This is a genomic window from Telluria sp. LT2P34, from assembly GCF_059685915.1.
Map to the genome: position 1 here is coordinate 870,457 of NZ_JCASIN010000001.1, position 14,771 is coordinate 885,227.

General features: G+C 65.8%; 10 protein-coding genes. 4 read left to right on the top strand and 6 right to left on the bottom strand.

Annotation, left to right across the window (positions count from 1 at the left end; translation table 11 throughout):
- Positions 1–42: 42 nt before the first annotated feature.
- Complete coding sequence (ubiD, locus tag AC56KZ_RS03910; protein ID WP_497160808.1) at positions 43–1,542, bottom strand: 4-hydroxy-3-polyprenylbenzoate decarboxylase; 1,500 nt, start codon at positions 1,540–1,542, stop codon at positions 43–45.
- Between the two features lie 467 nt (positions 1,543–2,009).
- Here ubiD and AC56KZ_RS03915 point away from each other — a divergent pair, with 467 nt between their 5' ends.
- Complete coding sequence (locus AC56KZ_RS03915) at positions 2,010–2,933, top strand: transglycosylase SLT domain-containing protein (protein WP_497160809.1); 924 nt, start codon at positions 2,010–2,012, stop codon at positions 2,931–2,933.
- Between the two features lie 152 nt (positions 2,934–3,085).
- Here AC56KZ_RS03915 and nusB read toward each other — a convergent pair whose 3' ends face one another.
- From nusB to ribBA, 3 genes are read right to left on the bottom strand one after another with little or no spacing between them, the layout of a single operon-like run.
- Positions 3,086–3,556, bottom strand: a complete 471-nt coding sequence (gene nusB / locus AC56KZ_RS03920; RefSeq protein ID WP_497160810.1) for a transcription antitermination factor NusB — start codon at positions 3,554–3,556, stop codon at positions 3,086–3,088.
- A 28-nt stretch (positions 3,557–3,584) separates the two neighbouring features.
- Positions 3,585–4,067 carry a 6,7-dimethyl-8-ribityllumazine synthase gene (gene ribH / locus AC56KZ_RS03925; protein ID WP_497160811.1) on the bottom strand — a complete coding sequence of 161 codons (483 nt, stop codon included), beginning with the start codon at positions 4,065–4,067 and terminating at the stop codon, positions 3,585–3,587.
- Positions 4,068–4,114: 47 nt separating this feature from the next.
- On the bottom strand, positions 4,115–5,227 hold the full coding sequence (gene ribBA / locus AC56KZ_RS03930; RefSeq protein ID WP_497160812.1) for a bifunctional 3,4-dihydroxy-2-butanone-4-phosphate synthase/GTP cyclohydrolase II: 1,113 nt from the start codon (positions 5,225–5,227) through the stop codon (positions 4,115–4,117).
- 358 nt (positions 5,228–5,585) lie between these two features.
- On the opposite strand from ribBA, the gene AC56KZ_RS03935 reads away from it, so the two are divergent.
- Both AC56KZ_RS03935 and AC56KZ_RS03940 read left to right on the top strand, forming a co-directional pair.
- Positions 5,586–8,300, top strand: coding sequence for a two-component system response regulator (locus tag AC56KZ_RS03935; protein ID WP_497160813.1), 2,715 nt, complete (start codon positions 5,586–5,588; stop codon positions 8,298–8,300).
- 48 nt (positions 8,301–8,348) lie between these two features.
- The gene (locus AC56KZ_RS03940) at positions 8,349–11,171 is read left to right on the top strand and encodes a M16 family metallopeptidase (RefSeq protein ID WP_497160814.1); all 2,823 of its coding nucleotides are present in this window, start codon (positions 8,349–8,351) and stop codon (positions 11,169–11,171) included.
- A 7-nt stretch (positions 11,172–11,178) separates the two neighbouring features.
- Here AC56KZ_RS03940 and AC56KZ_RS03945 read toward each other — a convergent pair whose 3' ends face one another.
- A complete protein-coding gene (locus AC56KZ_RS03945) occupies positions 11,179–13,164 on the bottom strand; it encodes a S9 family peptidase (protein WP_497160815.1) in 1,986 nt (661 codons plus the stop codon).
- Between the two features lie 199 nt (positions 13,165–13,363).
- Here AC56KZ_RS03945 and AC56KZ_RS03950 point away from each other — a divergent pair, with 199 nt between their 5' ends.
- Positions 13,364–14,161: a nuclease-related domain-containing protein gene (locus AC56KZ_RS03950; protein WP_497160816.1), complete on the top strand. Its 798-nt coding sequence runs from the start codon at positions 13,364–13,366 to the stop codon at positions 14,159–14,161.
- On the opposite strand, the gene AC56KZ_RS03955 is transcribed toward AC56KZ_RS03950, so the two are convergent.
- Complete coding sequence (locus AC56KZ_RS03955) at positions 14,125–14,754, bottom strand: riboflavin synthase (RefSeq protein ID WP_497160817.1); 630 nt, start codon at positions 14,752–14,754, stop codon at positions 14,125–14,127. The genes AC56KZ_RS03950 and AC56KZ_RS03955 overlap by 37 nt on opposite strands.
- Positions 14,755–14,771 lie beyond the last annotated feature (17 nt).

Consider the following 14,771-nt stretch of genomic DNA (forward strand, 5'->3'; position numbering starts at 1 on the left):
TTTTATTCCTACAACTAAGACCCTTCCCTGGAGCCCCCTGCCCTACAGTCCCAACTCCTGCCAGATCGCGTCCACCCGGGTTTTCACTTCCGGCGTCATGGCAATCGGCGTGCCCCATTCGCGGTTGGTCTCGCCGGGCCACTTGTTGGTGGCGTCGATGCCCATCTTGCTGCCGAGGCCGCTGATGGGAGAGGCGAAGTCGAGATAATCGATCGGCGTGTTGTCGACCAGCACCGTGTCGCGCGTCGGGTCGACCCGCGTCGTGATGGCCCAGATCACTTCCTTCCAGTCGCGCACGTCCACGTCCTCGTCGACGACGACGATGAACTTCGTATACATGAACTGACGCAGGAAACTCCAGACCCCGAACATCACGCGCTTGGCATGGCCGGCGTACTGCTTTTTCATTTGCACCACGGCCATGCGGTAACTGCAGCCCTCCGGCGGCAGGTAAAAGTCGGTGATCTCGCTGAACTGCTTTTGCAGCAGCGGGATGAAGACTTCGTTCAGCGCCACGCCCAGCACGGCCGGCTCGTCGGGCGGCTTGCCGGTATAGGTCGAGTGGTAGACCGGATCGCGGCGCATCGTGATGCGGTCGATCGTGAATACCGGGAAGCTGTCCTGCTCGTTGTAGTAACCGGTGTGGTCGCCATACGGGCCTTCCATGGCGTGCTCGAAGCCCGACGGGTGGTTCGCATCCGGATAGATATGCCCTTCGAGCACGATCTCGCTTGACGCCGGCACGCGCAATTCGCTGCCCAGGGCTTTGGTCAGCACCGTGCGCTGGCCGCGCAGCAGCCCGGCGAACTGGTATTCCGACAGGCTGTCCGGCACCGGGGTCACCGCACCAAGGATGGTGGCCGGATCGGCGCCCAGGGCCACGGCAATCGGGTAGGGCTGGCCGGGATGGGAAATGGCATGCTCGCGGAAGTCGAGCGCGCCGCCGCGGTGCGCCAGCCAGCGCATGATGACCTTGTTCCTCGACAGCACCTGCTGGCGATAGATGCCCAGGTTCTGGCGCTTCTTGTTCGGACCCTTCGTGATCACCAGGCCCCAGGTGATCAGAGGCGCCACGTCGCCCGGCCAGCAGTGCTGGATCGGCAGCCGGCCCAGGTCGACATCCTGCCCTTCCCACACGATTTCCTGGCAAGCCGCGCCCTTGACCTCTTTCGGCGCCATGTCCCACACCGCCTTGACCAGCGAACCGAGCCCCATGATGTCCCTGAAGCCGCGCGGCGGCTCGGGTTCCTTCAGGCGCGCCAGCACGTGGCCGATGCGGCGCAGTTCGCCGACGCTGTCGGCGCCCATGCCCAGCGCCACCCGCTGCGGGGTACCGAACAGGTTGGCGAGCACGGGAATCGGCAGCCGCGCGCCGTCCTGCCCGGTCGGGTTTTCGAACAGCAGCGCCGGGCCGCCGGCACGCAGGGTGCGGTCGCAGATTTCGGTCATTTCGAGATGGGTCGATACCGGAATGGTTACGCGCTTTAACTCACCTGTTAGTTCCAATTGGGACATGAAATCCCGAAGATCTGAATATTTCATTAACTTTTATGTTTTTTTGGAATGCTTGCGGTTGATCAGAATGCTCTGCCAAGTAGTTGATTTGGCACGGTATTGCTGAGCTTGTGGAACAAAAGCTAGATTCAAAAGTAATTAAGCGCGTTCGTGCTAGGGTTGACTTGGTATAAACGACCTCCTACAATCGCCCTACTTGATGAGGCGGCCGGACTTTTCCAGATTGTAGCCGCTCTCATAACTTCACGGGGTCGGGGCCCCAAATGACATTTTAAGGAGTGTTTTCAATAGGCGTCTGCCTAACTCCCCCGAGACAGTTGTTGAGCCACTGGCCTTCCCCACTGGGACTGCGTCCAGCTGAAGCAAAGCAATGACGGCGTTTTGGACTTCCACACCTGGAAGCCCTGACGATTTTTCTGATGCACGGCATTGGTACTGCGCAGCGCCCTGAGCGCCGCGACGGGATCCTTTTCGCCGCGACAAAGGGGACTTCGATGATCAATCGTTTGTTCGGCTCGAGCGCAAAGCTCGTCCACCTGGCTGGCCAGCCAATCACGTTTTCACACGTGAGCAAAACGGCGCGTGGTCTGTTGACCACGATGCAGCACACACTGACCGTGTTCGGTCTCTCGGCAGTGGCAGTACTTGCCCTGCTCTACGCGAATCCGGATGCCGCCAAAAAGGTATCCGAATTGATCCACCCTGAAGCCGGCGCCCCTGTTGCTGCCGGCACCATGATCGCGGCCGCTACGCCGGCGTCGGCGCAAGCCAGCGCCATCGAGGCAGCCCCGGTGACCCGCACCCAGGTCAAGCCGGTCGCGAGCACCAAGCAGCAGCAGCACGTGACCTCCTGGCTTGCCAAGCGTTACCGCGTGGCTGGCGATGCGGCCAACATGCTGGTATCGACCGCTTACACGACGGCGCACGAGATGAAACTCGATCCGCTCCTGATCCTGGCGGTGATGGCGATCGAATCGGGCCTGAACCCGTTCGCCGAAAGCCCGATGGGCGCCAAGGGCCTGATGCAGGTCATGGCGAAGGTGCACCAGGACAAGTTCGATAAAGTCGGCGGCGCCAAGGCCGCGCTCGATCCGGCTGCCAACATCCGTGTCGGCGCGCTGATCCTGAAAGACTATGTCAAGCGCACCGGTTCCGTCGAAGGCGGGCTGAAAACCTATGTCGGCGCGGCCGACATGAGCGACGACTCCGGTTACGGCGCGAAGGTCATCGCCGAATGGCATCGCCTGAAGCAGGTCGCCGGCGGCAAGAACGTGCCGACCCGCACCCCGCCATCGGCGCCTGCGCAGATGGTCGTCAACAAGGCGGCGCCTGCCCCGGCGGCGCCCGTCACGGCGACTCCGAAGGCTGAAGAGCCGGCTGTGGTCGAACACAACGAAGTGCTGGCGTCGAACATCTGACACGGCACGGCGCGGCAAGAGCCGAAACACTCCTCATGGCCACCGTTCGCGGTGGCTTTTTTTCGTCCACCCTGCTGCCTTTCTTCCGATCAAAAAAAAGCCACCGTGCCTGGGGCAACGGTGGCTTGGCGCCAACACACACTGTATATAGATCAGCGCCGCGCGTTCGCTCCGACTTCTTCCGCGCGCAGCTTCGAGGCCAGCTTGTCGAGCACGCCATTGACGTATTTGTGGCCGTCGATGCCGCCGAAGGACTTGGCCAGCTCGACCGCTTCATTGATGACGACCCGGTAAGGGATTTCCGGATTGTTCTTCAGCTCGTACGCGCCGAGCAGCAGGACACCGTGCTCGATCGGCGACAGCTCGGCGATGCTGCGGTCGATCAGCGGGGCGATCGATTCGCGCAGCTCAACCGACGTCGCGATGGCGCCGTTCAGCAGAGAGGAAAAATACTCGCCGTCGGCCTTGTCGAAACCGTGTGCACTCCGGATGTTGCTGGCCACCTGACTCGATGGCTCGTTGTTCAGCAGCCATTGATACAGGCCCTGGAGCGCGAACTCGCGCGCGCGGTGGCGCGGGGTGCGGTTCTTGCTCGGGTTGGCGTGGGTGGTGTTGTCGCTCATGTTCAAACTTTCTTCTTCGTCGTACTTCTTACTCGTCTTCTTCAGGATGCAGCTCTTCGAGCGCCATCAGCAAATTGGCCATCTCGACGGCGACACGCGCGGCGTCGGTGCCCTTTTCGGCCATGCGCGCTTCGGCCTGCTCGTCGGTCTCGGTGGTGAGCACGGCGTTGGCGATCGGGATGCCGTAGTCGATGCCGATGCGGGTGATGCCGGCGCCCGATTCGTTGGCCACCAGCTCGAAGTGGTAAGTCTCGCCGCGGATCACCGCGCCGAGCGCGATCAGCGCGTCGAACTGCTGGGTTTCGGCCATCTTTTGCAGCGCCAGCGGAATTTCCAGCGCGCCCGGCACGGTCACGTGCAGGATGTCTTCGTCGGCCACGCCCAGGTGCTTCAGCTCGGCCAGGCAGGACGACAGCAGGCCATGCCCGACGTCGGCATTGAAGCGCGCCTGCACGATCCCGATGCGCAGGTCTTCACCCGTCATATTGCTTTCATAAGTTCCTACGGTCATGGCTGCCCTCTTTTGTGTATGCGTGAATAATAGTGAATGGTAGCGCGTCAAGCCGCAGGATTGGCGATGTATCCGGTTACTTCCAAATCGAAACCGGTCATCGACGGCATCTTGCGCGGATTGGCCAGCAATTTCATCTTGCCCACGCCCAGTTCCTTCAGAATCTGGGCGCCGATGCCGTAGGTGCGCAAGTCCATCGTCGCGGCGCGTCCGCTCGGGCGCGCGCCTGGCGCGTCGATCGAGGCGAAGTGCGTGAACAGCTGCTCGGCGCTCTCGCCGCAATTGAGCAGCACCAGCACGCCGCTGTCGGCCTCCTTGATCGCCGCCATGGCCGAAGCCATGGTCCACGAGTGGGTGGTGGCGCGGTGTTCCAGCACGTCGAGGATCGACACCGGCTGGTGCACGCGCACCAGGGTCTCGGTATCGCGGGCGGGCGCGCCGTGCACCATCGCCAGGTGGGCGCAACCGCTGGGCTTGTCGCGGTAGGCGATCAGCTGGAAGTCGCCATGCGCGGTCGAGAGCGTGCGCTCGGCAACGCGCTCGACCAGGCTTTCGTTCTGGCTGCGGTAGTGGATCAGGTCGGCAATGGTGCCGATCTTCAGCTTGTGTTCCCGCGCGAATTCGATCAGGTCGGGCAGGCGCGCCATGGTGCCGTCTTCGTTGATGATCTCGCAGATCACCGAGGCCGCGGTCAGGCCGCCCATTTCGGTCAGGTCGCAGCCGGCTTCGGTGTGGCCGGCGCGCATCAGGACGCCGCCCTTCACCGCGCGCAGCGGGAAGATGTGGCCCGGCTGCACCAGGTCGTCGGGCCGCGCGCCCTTGTTCACGGCCACCTGGATCGTGCGTGCGCGGTCGGCCGCCGAGATGCCGGTGGTCACGCCCTCGGCCGCTTCGATCGAGACCGTGAAATTCGTGCCGAAGGAGGTGCCGTTGCGGCTCGTCATCATCGGCAGCGCCAGGCGGTCGCAGATTTCCTCGGACAGGGTCAGGCAGACCAGGCCGCGCGCATGGCGGATCATGAAGTTGATCGCCTCGGGTGTCACGAAATCGGCCGCCAGCACCAGGTCACCCTCGTTCTCGCGGTCTTCTTCGTCGACCAAAATGACCATGCGCCCGGCGCGCAGTTCGGCAACGATTTCCTGGGTACTGGAGATAGACATGCGGATTCCTCGAAACGGTGACGCGTCGTGCGTAATCCGCTATTTTAAAGGATTTACCGGCATTTAACCGGGTCGAGGGAGGAACTCGGCAGGAGAAGCGGAAACGGCGCACTGAGCCTGTACTGACGCCGAAAAACATCATGTTGCCGCTTCGCAATTAAAATATATTTGTTCACAATCAATTGTTAATTACTATGTTCTATTATGAAACGATGTGAGTGTTGAAGACTTTGACTGGATTATGATTCCAGAATAACCGGTCTGACGTTCCGGTGTGCTGCTGCCGGGACATAAATGGAGTAGCTATGCTGGTAACACTATTGACCTGCCGGTGGTCCGCTGCAGCCCGGGCGCACTGATGGCCACCATCCTGATCGTCGACGACCGGCCGAGCAATCGTGCCTACCTGCTCGCCTTGCTCGGGTTCACCGAGCATCGCCTGCTGGAAGCCGAAGACGGCGCCGCCGCCCTGGCGCTGGTGTACAGCGAGCGCCCCGACCTGATCATCACCGACATCCTGATGCCGACCATGGACGGCTACGAGTTCGTCCAGCGCCTGCGCGCCAGCCGCGAACTGGCCGCCACCCGCGTCATCTTCTACTCCGCCGTGTATGCCGAACGCGAGACGATCGCGATGGCCCACAGCTGCGGCGTGCAGACCGTGCTGGGCAAGCCATCCGACCCGGACGACATCATGAAGGCGGTCAACGCCGAGCTGGGCCTGGCGACGGCGCCGCCCGCGGCCACGGCGCCCGCCGACGCATTCCCAGCGCCCCAGGCGCGCGACACGGCCGGGCCGGACGCGGCCCGCTCTCCTGCCCTCATCCCCGACCTGCGCCTGGCGACGCTGCGCGACATGTCGCTGCACCTGGCGGGCGAACGCAAGGTCGAGGGCCTGGCCCAGGCCTTCCTGCGCGCGGCCGGCTGCATCGTCGAGGCCGACCGGATCGCGCTCTGCCTGCTCGACAGCGACGAGCGCAGCGTACGCCACCTGGCCGCCAGCGGCTGCGACGCCGCCGCCCTCGCCGCCTGCGCAACCGCCACCCGCCTGACCGGCTCCCTTCCCGGCGCCCTGCTCGACGCGCGCCAGCCGCTGCTCCTTGGCGCCGACGACCTGCTGCTGGCCAGGCTGCCCGCCGGCCTGGATCATGCCGGCGCCTTCCTCGGCCTGCCGGTGCGCGACCTGCACCACCTGCACGGCTGGATCGTGTTCGTGCGCGATCCCGGGGCTCCTGCCTTCCTTGCCGAGGATGCCGACTGGGCCTCGGCCCTGGCCGCCCAACTGGCGGTGGCCTATGAAAACCTGAACCTGTACGGCGTGGTGCAGCGCCATGCGGCCCAGTTGCAGCTGGAAGCGACGGCGCGCGCCCATGCCGACGCCGCCCTGCGCGAGAGCGAGCACCGGCTCGAGCTGGCGCGCCAGGTCTTCGACAGCACGCAGGAAAGCATCATCATGACCGACGCCGGCGCCAACATCGTCGCGGTCAATCCGGCCTTCGAGCTCAATTCCGGCTACCGCGAGTGGGAAGTCATCGGCAGCAATCCGCGCATGCTGTGCTCCGGGCGCCACGATTCCGCGTTTTTCCGCTGCATGTGGGCCAGCCTGGAGCAGCACGGCCAGTGGCGCGGCGAAATCTGGAACCGCCGCAAGAACGGCGAAGTCTTCCCGGAGCGCATGAGCATCAGCGCGGTGCACGACGACGCCGGCAAGCTGACCGCGTATGTCTCGGTCTCGACCGACATGTCGGCGCTGAAAGCGGCCCACCACCAGCTCGATTTCCTGTCGAACCACGATGCGCTGACGCTGCTGCCGAACCGTTCGCTGTTCCACGACCGGCTGCAGCAATCGATCGCCGCGGCGCGCCGCGACGGCACCCAGCTGGCGCTGTTGCTGGTCAACGTCGACCGCCTCTCGCGCATCAACGACAGCCTCGGCCACGCCGCCGGCGACGCCCTGCTGCGCGAGGTGGCGCTGCGTGCCAGCAAGGTGGCCGGCCCGGCCGACACCGTCGCGCGCCTCTCGGGCGACGAATTCGTGCTGCTCACCGAATGCCTGGATACCGAAGCCATCATCCTGATCGCGCGCAGCCTGATCGACGCCGTCGCCCAGCCGCTTTCGGTGGGCGGCCACGACATCGTCGTCACCGCCAGCATCGGCATCAGCATCTTCCCGCGCGACGGCGACCTCGCCGGCGACCTGCTGAAAACCGCCGACGCCGCGCTGGCGCACCAGAAGGACGCCGGCCGGAACGGCTTCCGCTTCTTCAAGGGCGAGATGAACGACCAGGCGCTGCGCTGGCTGGCGCTGGAAACGCGCCTGCGCCGGGCCATCGGCGACGCCGAACTGGCCCTGCATTTCCAGCCGCAGGTGACGCGCGCCGACGGCCGCGTGATCGGCATGGAAGCGCTGCTGCGCTGGCACAGCGCGGAGCTGGGCCGGGTCTCGCCGGCCGACTTCATTCCGCTGGCCGAAGACACGGGCCTGATCCTGCCGATCGGCGACTGGGTGATCCGGCAGGCCTGCCTGCAGAACAAGGCCTGGCAGGACGCCGGCCTGGCGCGCATCCCGGTCGCGGTGAACGTCTCGGCGCACCAGTTCAAGGCCGGCAGCGTCCCGGCCGTGGTGCGCGCGGCCCTGATGGAGTCCGGCCTCGAAGGGCGCTACCTGGAAGTCGAGCTGACCGAAAGCGTGATGCTGGGCGATACCACCGCCGTCGAAGCCCAACTGGCCGAGCTGCGCGCCATGGGCGTGTCGCTCTCGCTGGACGACTTCGGCACCGGCTATTCCTCGCTCGGCTACCTGTCGCGCTTCTCGCTCGACAAGCTGAAAATCGACCAGGCTTTTGTCCGCAACATCACGACCGACCCGCGCAGCGCAGCAATCGCCCAGGCAACCATCGCCCTGGCCGACGGCCTGTCGCTGCGGGTGGTGGCCGAAGGCGTCGAAACGCTGGCGCAGCGCGACTTCCTCGGCCGGATCGGCTGCGAAGTGCTGCAGGGCTACCTGTACAGCCACCCCTTGCCGGCGCGCGAGATGGAACTCCTGTTGCGGGCCGGGCACATCGCCGTGTGAGGCGGCCAGTACAATGCTGGCTCGACGCCATTTCACCGGAAAGCCCCGATGTTCACCCGATCCGTCCGCACCCTGCTGCTTGCCGCCTTTCTCCTGACGCAGCCCTTCGTCGCCGGCGCCGCCCTGAAACTGGACGCCCCGATCCCGGTCGGGCCCCAGGTCAAGGTCGGCAAGCTGAGTAATGGCCTGACCTACTACATCCAGAAGAACGCCCGGCCCGAACGCCGGCTCGAGCTGCGCCTGGTGGTCAAGGCCGGCTCGATCCAGGAAGACGAGGACCAGCAGGGCCTGGCGCATTTCGTCGAGCACATGGCCTTCAACGGCAGCACCCATTTCAAGAAGCAGGAGCTGGTCGAGTACCTGCAGTCGATCGGCGTCAAGTTCGGCGCCGACCTGAACGCGTACACCTCCTTCGACGAAACCGTTTACATCCTGCCGATCCCGATGGGCAAGCGCGAGCACCTCGACAAGGCCTTCCAGGTACTCGAAGATTGGGCCCAGGGCATCAGCTTCGACGAGGCCACGGTCGACAAGGAGCGCGGCATCGTCCTCGAGGAACTACGGCTGGGCAAAGGCGCCGGCGACCGCATGAGCAAGCAGCTGCTGCCGAAAATCTACAACGGCTCGCGCTATGCCGAGCGGCTCCCGATCGGCAAGGAGGAAGTGCTGCGCAGCTTCCGCCCGGAGGCCTTGCGCCGCTTCTACCGCGACTGGTACCGGCCCGACCTGATGGCGGTGGTCGCGGTCGGCGACGCCGATCCGAAGCTGATCGAAAGCTTGATCTGCACGCACTTCGGCAAGCTGAAGAATCCGATTCCGAGCCGCGAGCGGGTCTACGCGCAGATCCCGGCGCGCGAGGCGACCGAGGCGGTCGTGGTGCTCGACCGCGAAGCCGGCGGCAACGGCGTCCTGATCCGCTACCCGGTGCTGCCGGTACGCGAGCCCGCTACCGTGCGCGGCTACCGCGAAGGGCTGGTCGAGGCCCTGTTCGGCGGCATGCTGGGCGACCGCCTGCGCGAACTGTCGCAGCTGCCGGCGCCGCCTTTCCTGAACGGCGGCAGCGGCCTGGGCAAACTCACGCCCTTCTATAAATCCTTCAATGCCGGTGCCACGATCGGCCCCGGTGGGGCGCCGGCGGCGATCGAAGCGCTGGTGCGCGAAAACGAACGGGTGCGGCGCCACGGCTTCACCGCGCAGGAACTCGAGCGCGCCAAGAAGGACGTGATGCGCAGTTACGAGCGCGGCTACAGCGAGCGCGACAAGACCAATTCCGCCGTGTATGTCGCCGAGTACATGCGCAACTTCCTGCAGCAGGAGTCGCTCCCCGGCATCGCCGCCGAGTACCGCTATGCCAGGGAGATGCTGCCCGCGATTACGCTCGACGAGCTCAACGCGTTTGCCCGCCGCACCATTCCGGCCAACTCGGGCAAGCTGGTGATCTACACCGGCATCGCCCGCCCCGACATGCCGCCGCCCGAGGGCGAAGCCCTGCTGGCGGCGCTGGCCAGGGCCGAACAGGCCGAAGTGGCGCCCTACCAGGAAAAAACCCTGGGCGCGCAGCTGATGGCGCAGCCTCCCAAGCCCGGCCAGATCGTCCACGAATCGACCGACAAGGCGCTCGGCCTGACCCACCTGACGCTGTCGAACGGCGTCAAGGTGATCATGAAGCCCACCGATTTCCGCAACGACCAGGTGATCATGAGCGCAGCGCGCTACGGCGGCCAGAGCCTGTACGGCGACGCCGACATCCTCAACGCGCGCTATGCCAGCGGCATCGTCGCCAGCATGGGCCTGAAGGACTATTCGCCCTTCGACCTGTCGAAGGTCCTGGCCGGCAAGTCGGCCGCGGTCACGATGGGCATGGCCGGCTACAGCGAAGTCATCGGCGCCTCCTCGGGCGCGTCCGATATCGAGACCATGCTGCAGATGCTGTGGCTGCGCTTCGATGCGGTGCGCCGCGACCAGGGCCTGTTCCAGTCCTTCATCGGCAAGCAGGTCGAAGCGGCGCGCAACCGCCTGGGCGAACCCGGCGAGCGCTTCGGCGAGACCGTCACCGCGACCCTGTACAACGACCACCCGCGCGCACCGAAGGCGCTGCGCCCGGAAGACTACGCCAGGATCGACCTCGACCGCAGCATTGCGATCTACCGCGAGCGCTTCTCCAGCGCCAAGGGCCTGACCTTCGTCATCGTCGGCAGCTTCGACGCCGCGAAAATCAAGCCGCTGCTGGCGACCTACCTCGGCAGCCTGCCGACGCCCGAGCTGGCCGTCGACTGGCGCGACGTCGGCCTGCGCCCGGTGACGGGCGTGGTCAAGCGTGCCGTGTACAGCGGCAGCGAGTCGAAAAGCGCGATCTCGCTGACGTTTACCGGCAAGGCCGAGTTCTCGCAGCGCGAACAGATGCGCATGCAGGCGATGGTCGAAGTACTCAACCTGCGCATCATCGAGGTGCTGCGCGAAAAGCTCTCGCTGATCTACGGCGGCAGCGCCAGCGGCGCGCTCAGCCGGATCCCCGAGGGCAGCTATTCGCTCTCGGTCAACCTGCCGACCGGACCGGAAAACGTCGACAAGGTACTGGCCGCCACCTTCGAGGAATTCGAACGCCTCAAGCGCGAAGGCCCGAGCGCGGCCGACCTGGTGAAGGTGAAGCAGAACTGGCTCCAGAACTACCGCCGCGCCCTGCGCGAAAACGGCTTCTGGCTGGGACGCATCCAGTCTTCGCTGCTCGACGGCACCGATGCGCATTCGATCCTGACCCACGAAGCGCGCGTCGACGCCCTCACCGCGGCCGAAGTCCAGGAGGCGGCGCGCCGCTACCTGGACACCAGCAATTATGTGCAGGTCGTGTTGTATCCGCAGAAGGCGAATTGAGCGGCGATCACAAGTACTTCCCGAACCACTCGACCGTGCGCTTGCGCTGGTCGAGCTGGTGCTCCGGCTTGCGGATCGCATGTCCTTCGCCGTCATAGATCACGAGCGTGGTCGGGGTGCCGATGGCGCGCAGGCCGTGCCAGAACTCCATCGACTGCACCGCCGGGGTTTCGACGTCGCGCTCGCCCACGTACAGCAAGGTCGGCGTTCTGGCATTCTTGATCGACTCGATCGGCGAGGCCCGGCGGTAGACGGCCGGATCGTCGTACATGGCCGCGCCGAAGAAGGGCACCATCCACTGGTCGATGCCGTTCTGGCCGTAGTAGCTGATCCAGTTGGCGATGCCGGCGCCGGCCACGGCCGCCTTGAAGCGCGTGCTGTGGGTGACACCCCACATGGTCATGAAGCCGCCATACGAGTGGCCCATCAGGCCCAGGCGCGCGCCGTCGACCGGGGCTTCCTTGAGCACGGCGTCGACACCGGCCAGGATGTCGCGCCAGTCGCCGCCGCCGAAGTCGCGCCGGTTGGCCTGGGCAAACGCCAGGCCCTGGCCGAAGCTGCCGCGCGGGTTCGGCTGGAACACGAAATAGCCGCGCCCGACCAGCTCGCGCACCAGCGGATTGGCGGCGTCGCCGCTGCCGACAAAACGCGGCGTCGCGGCCGATGCCGGCCCGCCGTGCACGATCACCACCATCGGATGCTTGCGTCCGCCCTGGAGCTGGCGCGGACCGATCAGCCAGCCCTGGCTGCGGTAGCCCTCGTTGCTCCAGCTGATGCTGCGCGCCGCCACCTGGGGCGCGAAGCCATCGTTGTCGTGCGTGACGGGGGCCAGTTGCGGCAGGCGGCCGGCGTGGATGCGCGGCGCCAGCTCATAGGTCTCCATTACCGACACCGCGCTGGCGCCATCCCGGCTGAACACGATGCGGCCGTCGCGCGATCCGTTGGCCGTGACGGCGCCCGACCACAGGGTGCGCGCGGCACGCGCGCCCGCCTGCTGCGGGTCGATCGCCACCACCGCCATCTCGGCGCCCTGCAGGCTGGAGGCCAGCAGCTGCCTGCCGTGCCAGGCCAGGCCGTTGAAGGAGCCGGGGTAGCCGGGCGTCAGGTCGACCGGCTCGCCGCCGGCGAGCGGCACCGTGAAGACATCGCCGCCGTTCGAGCCGAAGTCGCTCATCAGGCCGCCGACAAAGGCGACGCTGCGCCCGTCGGGCGAAACACGCGGCAGGCTGACCTGCATTTTCGGCGCGGCGATCACGCGCAGCGCACCGTTGGCCGCATCGATGTGGCCGAGTGTCGCCACCCACCAGTTGTTGTCGCCATTGCCTTTCGCGCTGGTCGCAACGAAGCCCTTGCCATCCGGCGTCCAGTCGTATTCGTAGACAAAGGTGTCGGCCGGCGACACCAGGCGCAGCGTGCCGCCGGCGGCGGGAACCAGCGCGATGCGCTGGGCGTCCTCGCTGACGCCGATCTCCCCGACCTGGCGCGCGCCCGCCTCGACCGCACCGGTCTGCTTGGTGGCGCCCACCGTGGCCAGCAGCGCAATGGTGGCGCCGTCGGGCGACCAGCGCGCGGTATTCGCCACACCCTTGACCGTGGTGGCCGGCGCCAGCTTGCCGGCGCGCGCCACCCACAGCGTGGCCACGCCGGCCTGCGCGTCGGCGGCGATGAACGCCAGCGCCGCGCTGTCGGGCGACCAGGATGGGAAGTCGTAGGAACAGGTGGCGCAAGGATCGTATTCGGCGCCCACCTTGCCGCTGGCGGCGTCGCGCACGACGATTCGGCCATGCGCGCGGCGTCCCGGCACACCGGTATCCACGGACTCGATCGCGACGATCCGATCGCCGCCCGCGCTGATCGCCACCGCGCGGTATTCGCGCAGCTGCGCGGCCTTGGTCTCGGCCTTGGCTCCCGCTGCCTTACCCAACGCCGCCAGCGTCAGCGCCAGTGCTACCGTCCCGGCCCTGGCGCCGGCCCATTCATGACCCAATTTCATTTATTCTCCTCGGTCTCGAGCGCCTCGCATCGCGGGCAAGCTCATGTTTTATGTGCTCCGGAGTCTACGCCGATTCAAATGCGTCGGGTGCGCAACAAAATCCATGCAAGGAGGGTAATCTTGCCTAGACGCATGAAATTCGGTGGCGAAAACTTGACCTGTCGCTAGACTGCAAGTTCAAACTGGGCAGGAGTTGAGAATGATTTACAAGGACTGCGATAACAAGGAACCCATCGTCACGATCCTGGAACGCATGCGCGCCCTGGCCGGACCGGACAAGCGCGCGCTGATCGAGCGCCAGCTGCGCACCATGCGCGCCGGGATCAAGGGCGAGCGCGAGGCGGCCTGGCTGATCGACGCCTACCTGAAGGACGCGACCCGAACGGCCGTCATCCACGACCTGCGGCTCGACCTTGGTGACGGCCAGGTCGCCCAGATCGACCACCTGCTGATCCACCGCACGCGCCGCTTCTATGTGCTCGACACGAAACCCTTCTCGCATGCGGTAAAGATCACCGACGAGGGCGATTTCCTGCGCTGGAACGAGGCTGGCAAGGACTGGGAAGGCATGCCTTCGCCGCTGGCGCAGAACGAGCGCAGCGTGCCGGTATTGCGCCAGGCACTGGCCCGGCTGGGACTGGGCGACTGCCCGATCGAATCCTGGGTGCTGGTGGCGCCGAACGCCCGCATCGACCGCCCGCGCCGCTTCGATACCTGGCGCGTCATCAAGGCCGACGCCTTCATCGAAAAAATGAACAAGTCGCTGGAAAACACGCGCGCGCTGGGCACGCTCGATGGCTTGCTGCGCACCGGCCTGTACGCCTCGATCGGCGACATCGCCCACAAGCTCGTCGCCCTGCACTGCCCGTCGAACACCGACTACATGGCGCGCTTCGGGATCCTGCAGGAAGAGAAGGCGCCCAGCGCACCGGCGCCGGCGCGCTTGCCGGAGACTTCGCCTCAGACCCTGGCGGACGACAGCATACGCTCGACGTAGCGCGCGATCAGGTCGATTTCGAGGTTGACCTTCGATCCGGCATGCAGGTGCCGCAGCGTGGTCACGGCGATGGTGTGCGGGATCAGGTTGATCGAAAAGCGGCAGACTTTGACGCCATCCTGCACCAGGTCCTCGACGCGGTTCACCGTCAGCGACACGCCGTTGACCACCACCGAACCCTTGTAGGCGAGGAATTTCGCCAGTTCGGCCGGCGCATCGATCACCAGTTCGCGCGACTCGTCCACCGCTTCGAAGCTGTGCACCTGCCCCAAACCGTCGACATGGCCCGAGACCAGGTGGCCGCCGAGGCGCTCGGACAGCGTCAGCGCCTTTTCCAGGTTGACTTCGCCGGGCGCGTCGAGGCCGGCGGTCTTGCTCAGGCTTTCGCGCGAGACGTCGACCGCGAAGCCGCCGGCGCTCTTGGCGACGACCGTCATGCAGGCGCCGTTGATGGCGATCGAGTCGCCCAGCGCGACGTCGGCCAGCGGCAGGCCGCCGGCATCGATCTCGAGGCGCACGCCGGCGTCCTCGCTGCCCGCCAGCGGCGCTACGGAGTTGATGGTGCCGACGGCGGCGACGATTCCAGTAAACATGCGGTGCTTCCTTGATG

Bases quoted from the DNA above. Each gene is read 5' to 3' on its own strand.
- AC56KZ_RS03940 (WP_497160814.1), top strand. From the start codon at position 8,349: ATGTTCACCCGATCCGTCCGCACCCTGCTGCTTGCCGCCTTTCTCCTG.
- ubiD (WP_497160808.1), bottom strand. From the start codon at position 1,542: ATGAAATATTCAGATCTTCGGGATTTCATGTCCCAATTGGAACTAACA.
- AC56KZ_RS03950 (WP_497160816.1), top strand. From the start codon at position 13,364: ATGATTTACAAGGACTGCGATAACAAGGAACCCATCGTCACGATCCTG.
- nusB (WP_497160810.1), bottom strand. From the start codon at position 3,556: ATGAGCGACAACACCACCCACGCCAACCCGAGCAAGAACCGCACCCCG.
- ribH (WP_497160811.1), bottom strand. From the start codon at position 4,067: ATGACCGTAGGAACTTATGAAAGCAATATGACGGGTGAAGACCTGCGC.
- AC56KZ_RS03945 (WP_497160815.1), bottom strand. From the start codon at position 13,164: ATGAAATTGGGTCATGAATGGGCCGGCGCCAGGGCCGGGACGGTAGCA.
- ribBA (WP_497160812.1), bottom strand. From the start codon at position 5,227: ATGTCTATCTCCAGTACCCAGGAAATCGTTGCCGAACTGCGCGCCGGG.
- AC56KZ_RS03935 (WP_497160813.1), top strand. From the start codon at position 5,586: ATGGCCACCATCCTGATCGTCGACGACCGGCCGAGCAATCGTGCCTAC.
- AC56KZ_RS03955 (WP_497160817.1), bottom strand. From the start codon at position 14,754: ATGTTTACTGGAATCGTCGCCGCCGTCGGCACCATCAACTCCGTAGCG.
- AC56KZ_RS03915 (WP_497160809.1), top strand. From the start codon at position 2,010: ATGATCAATCGTTTGTTCGGCTCGAGCGCAAAGCTCGTCCACCTGGCT.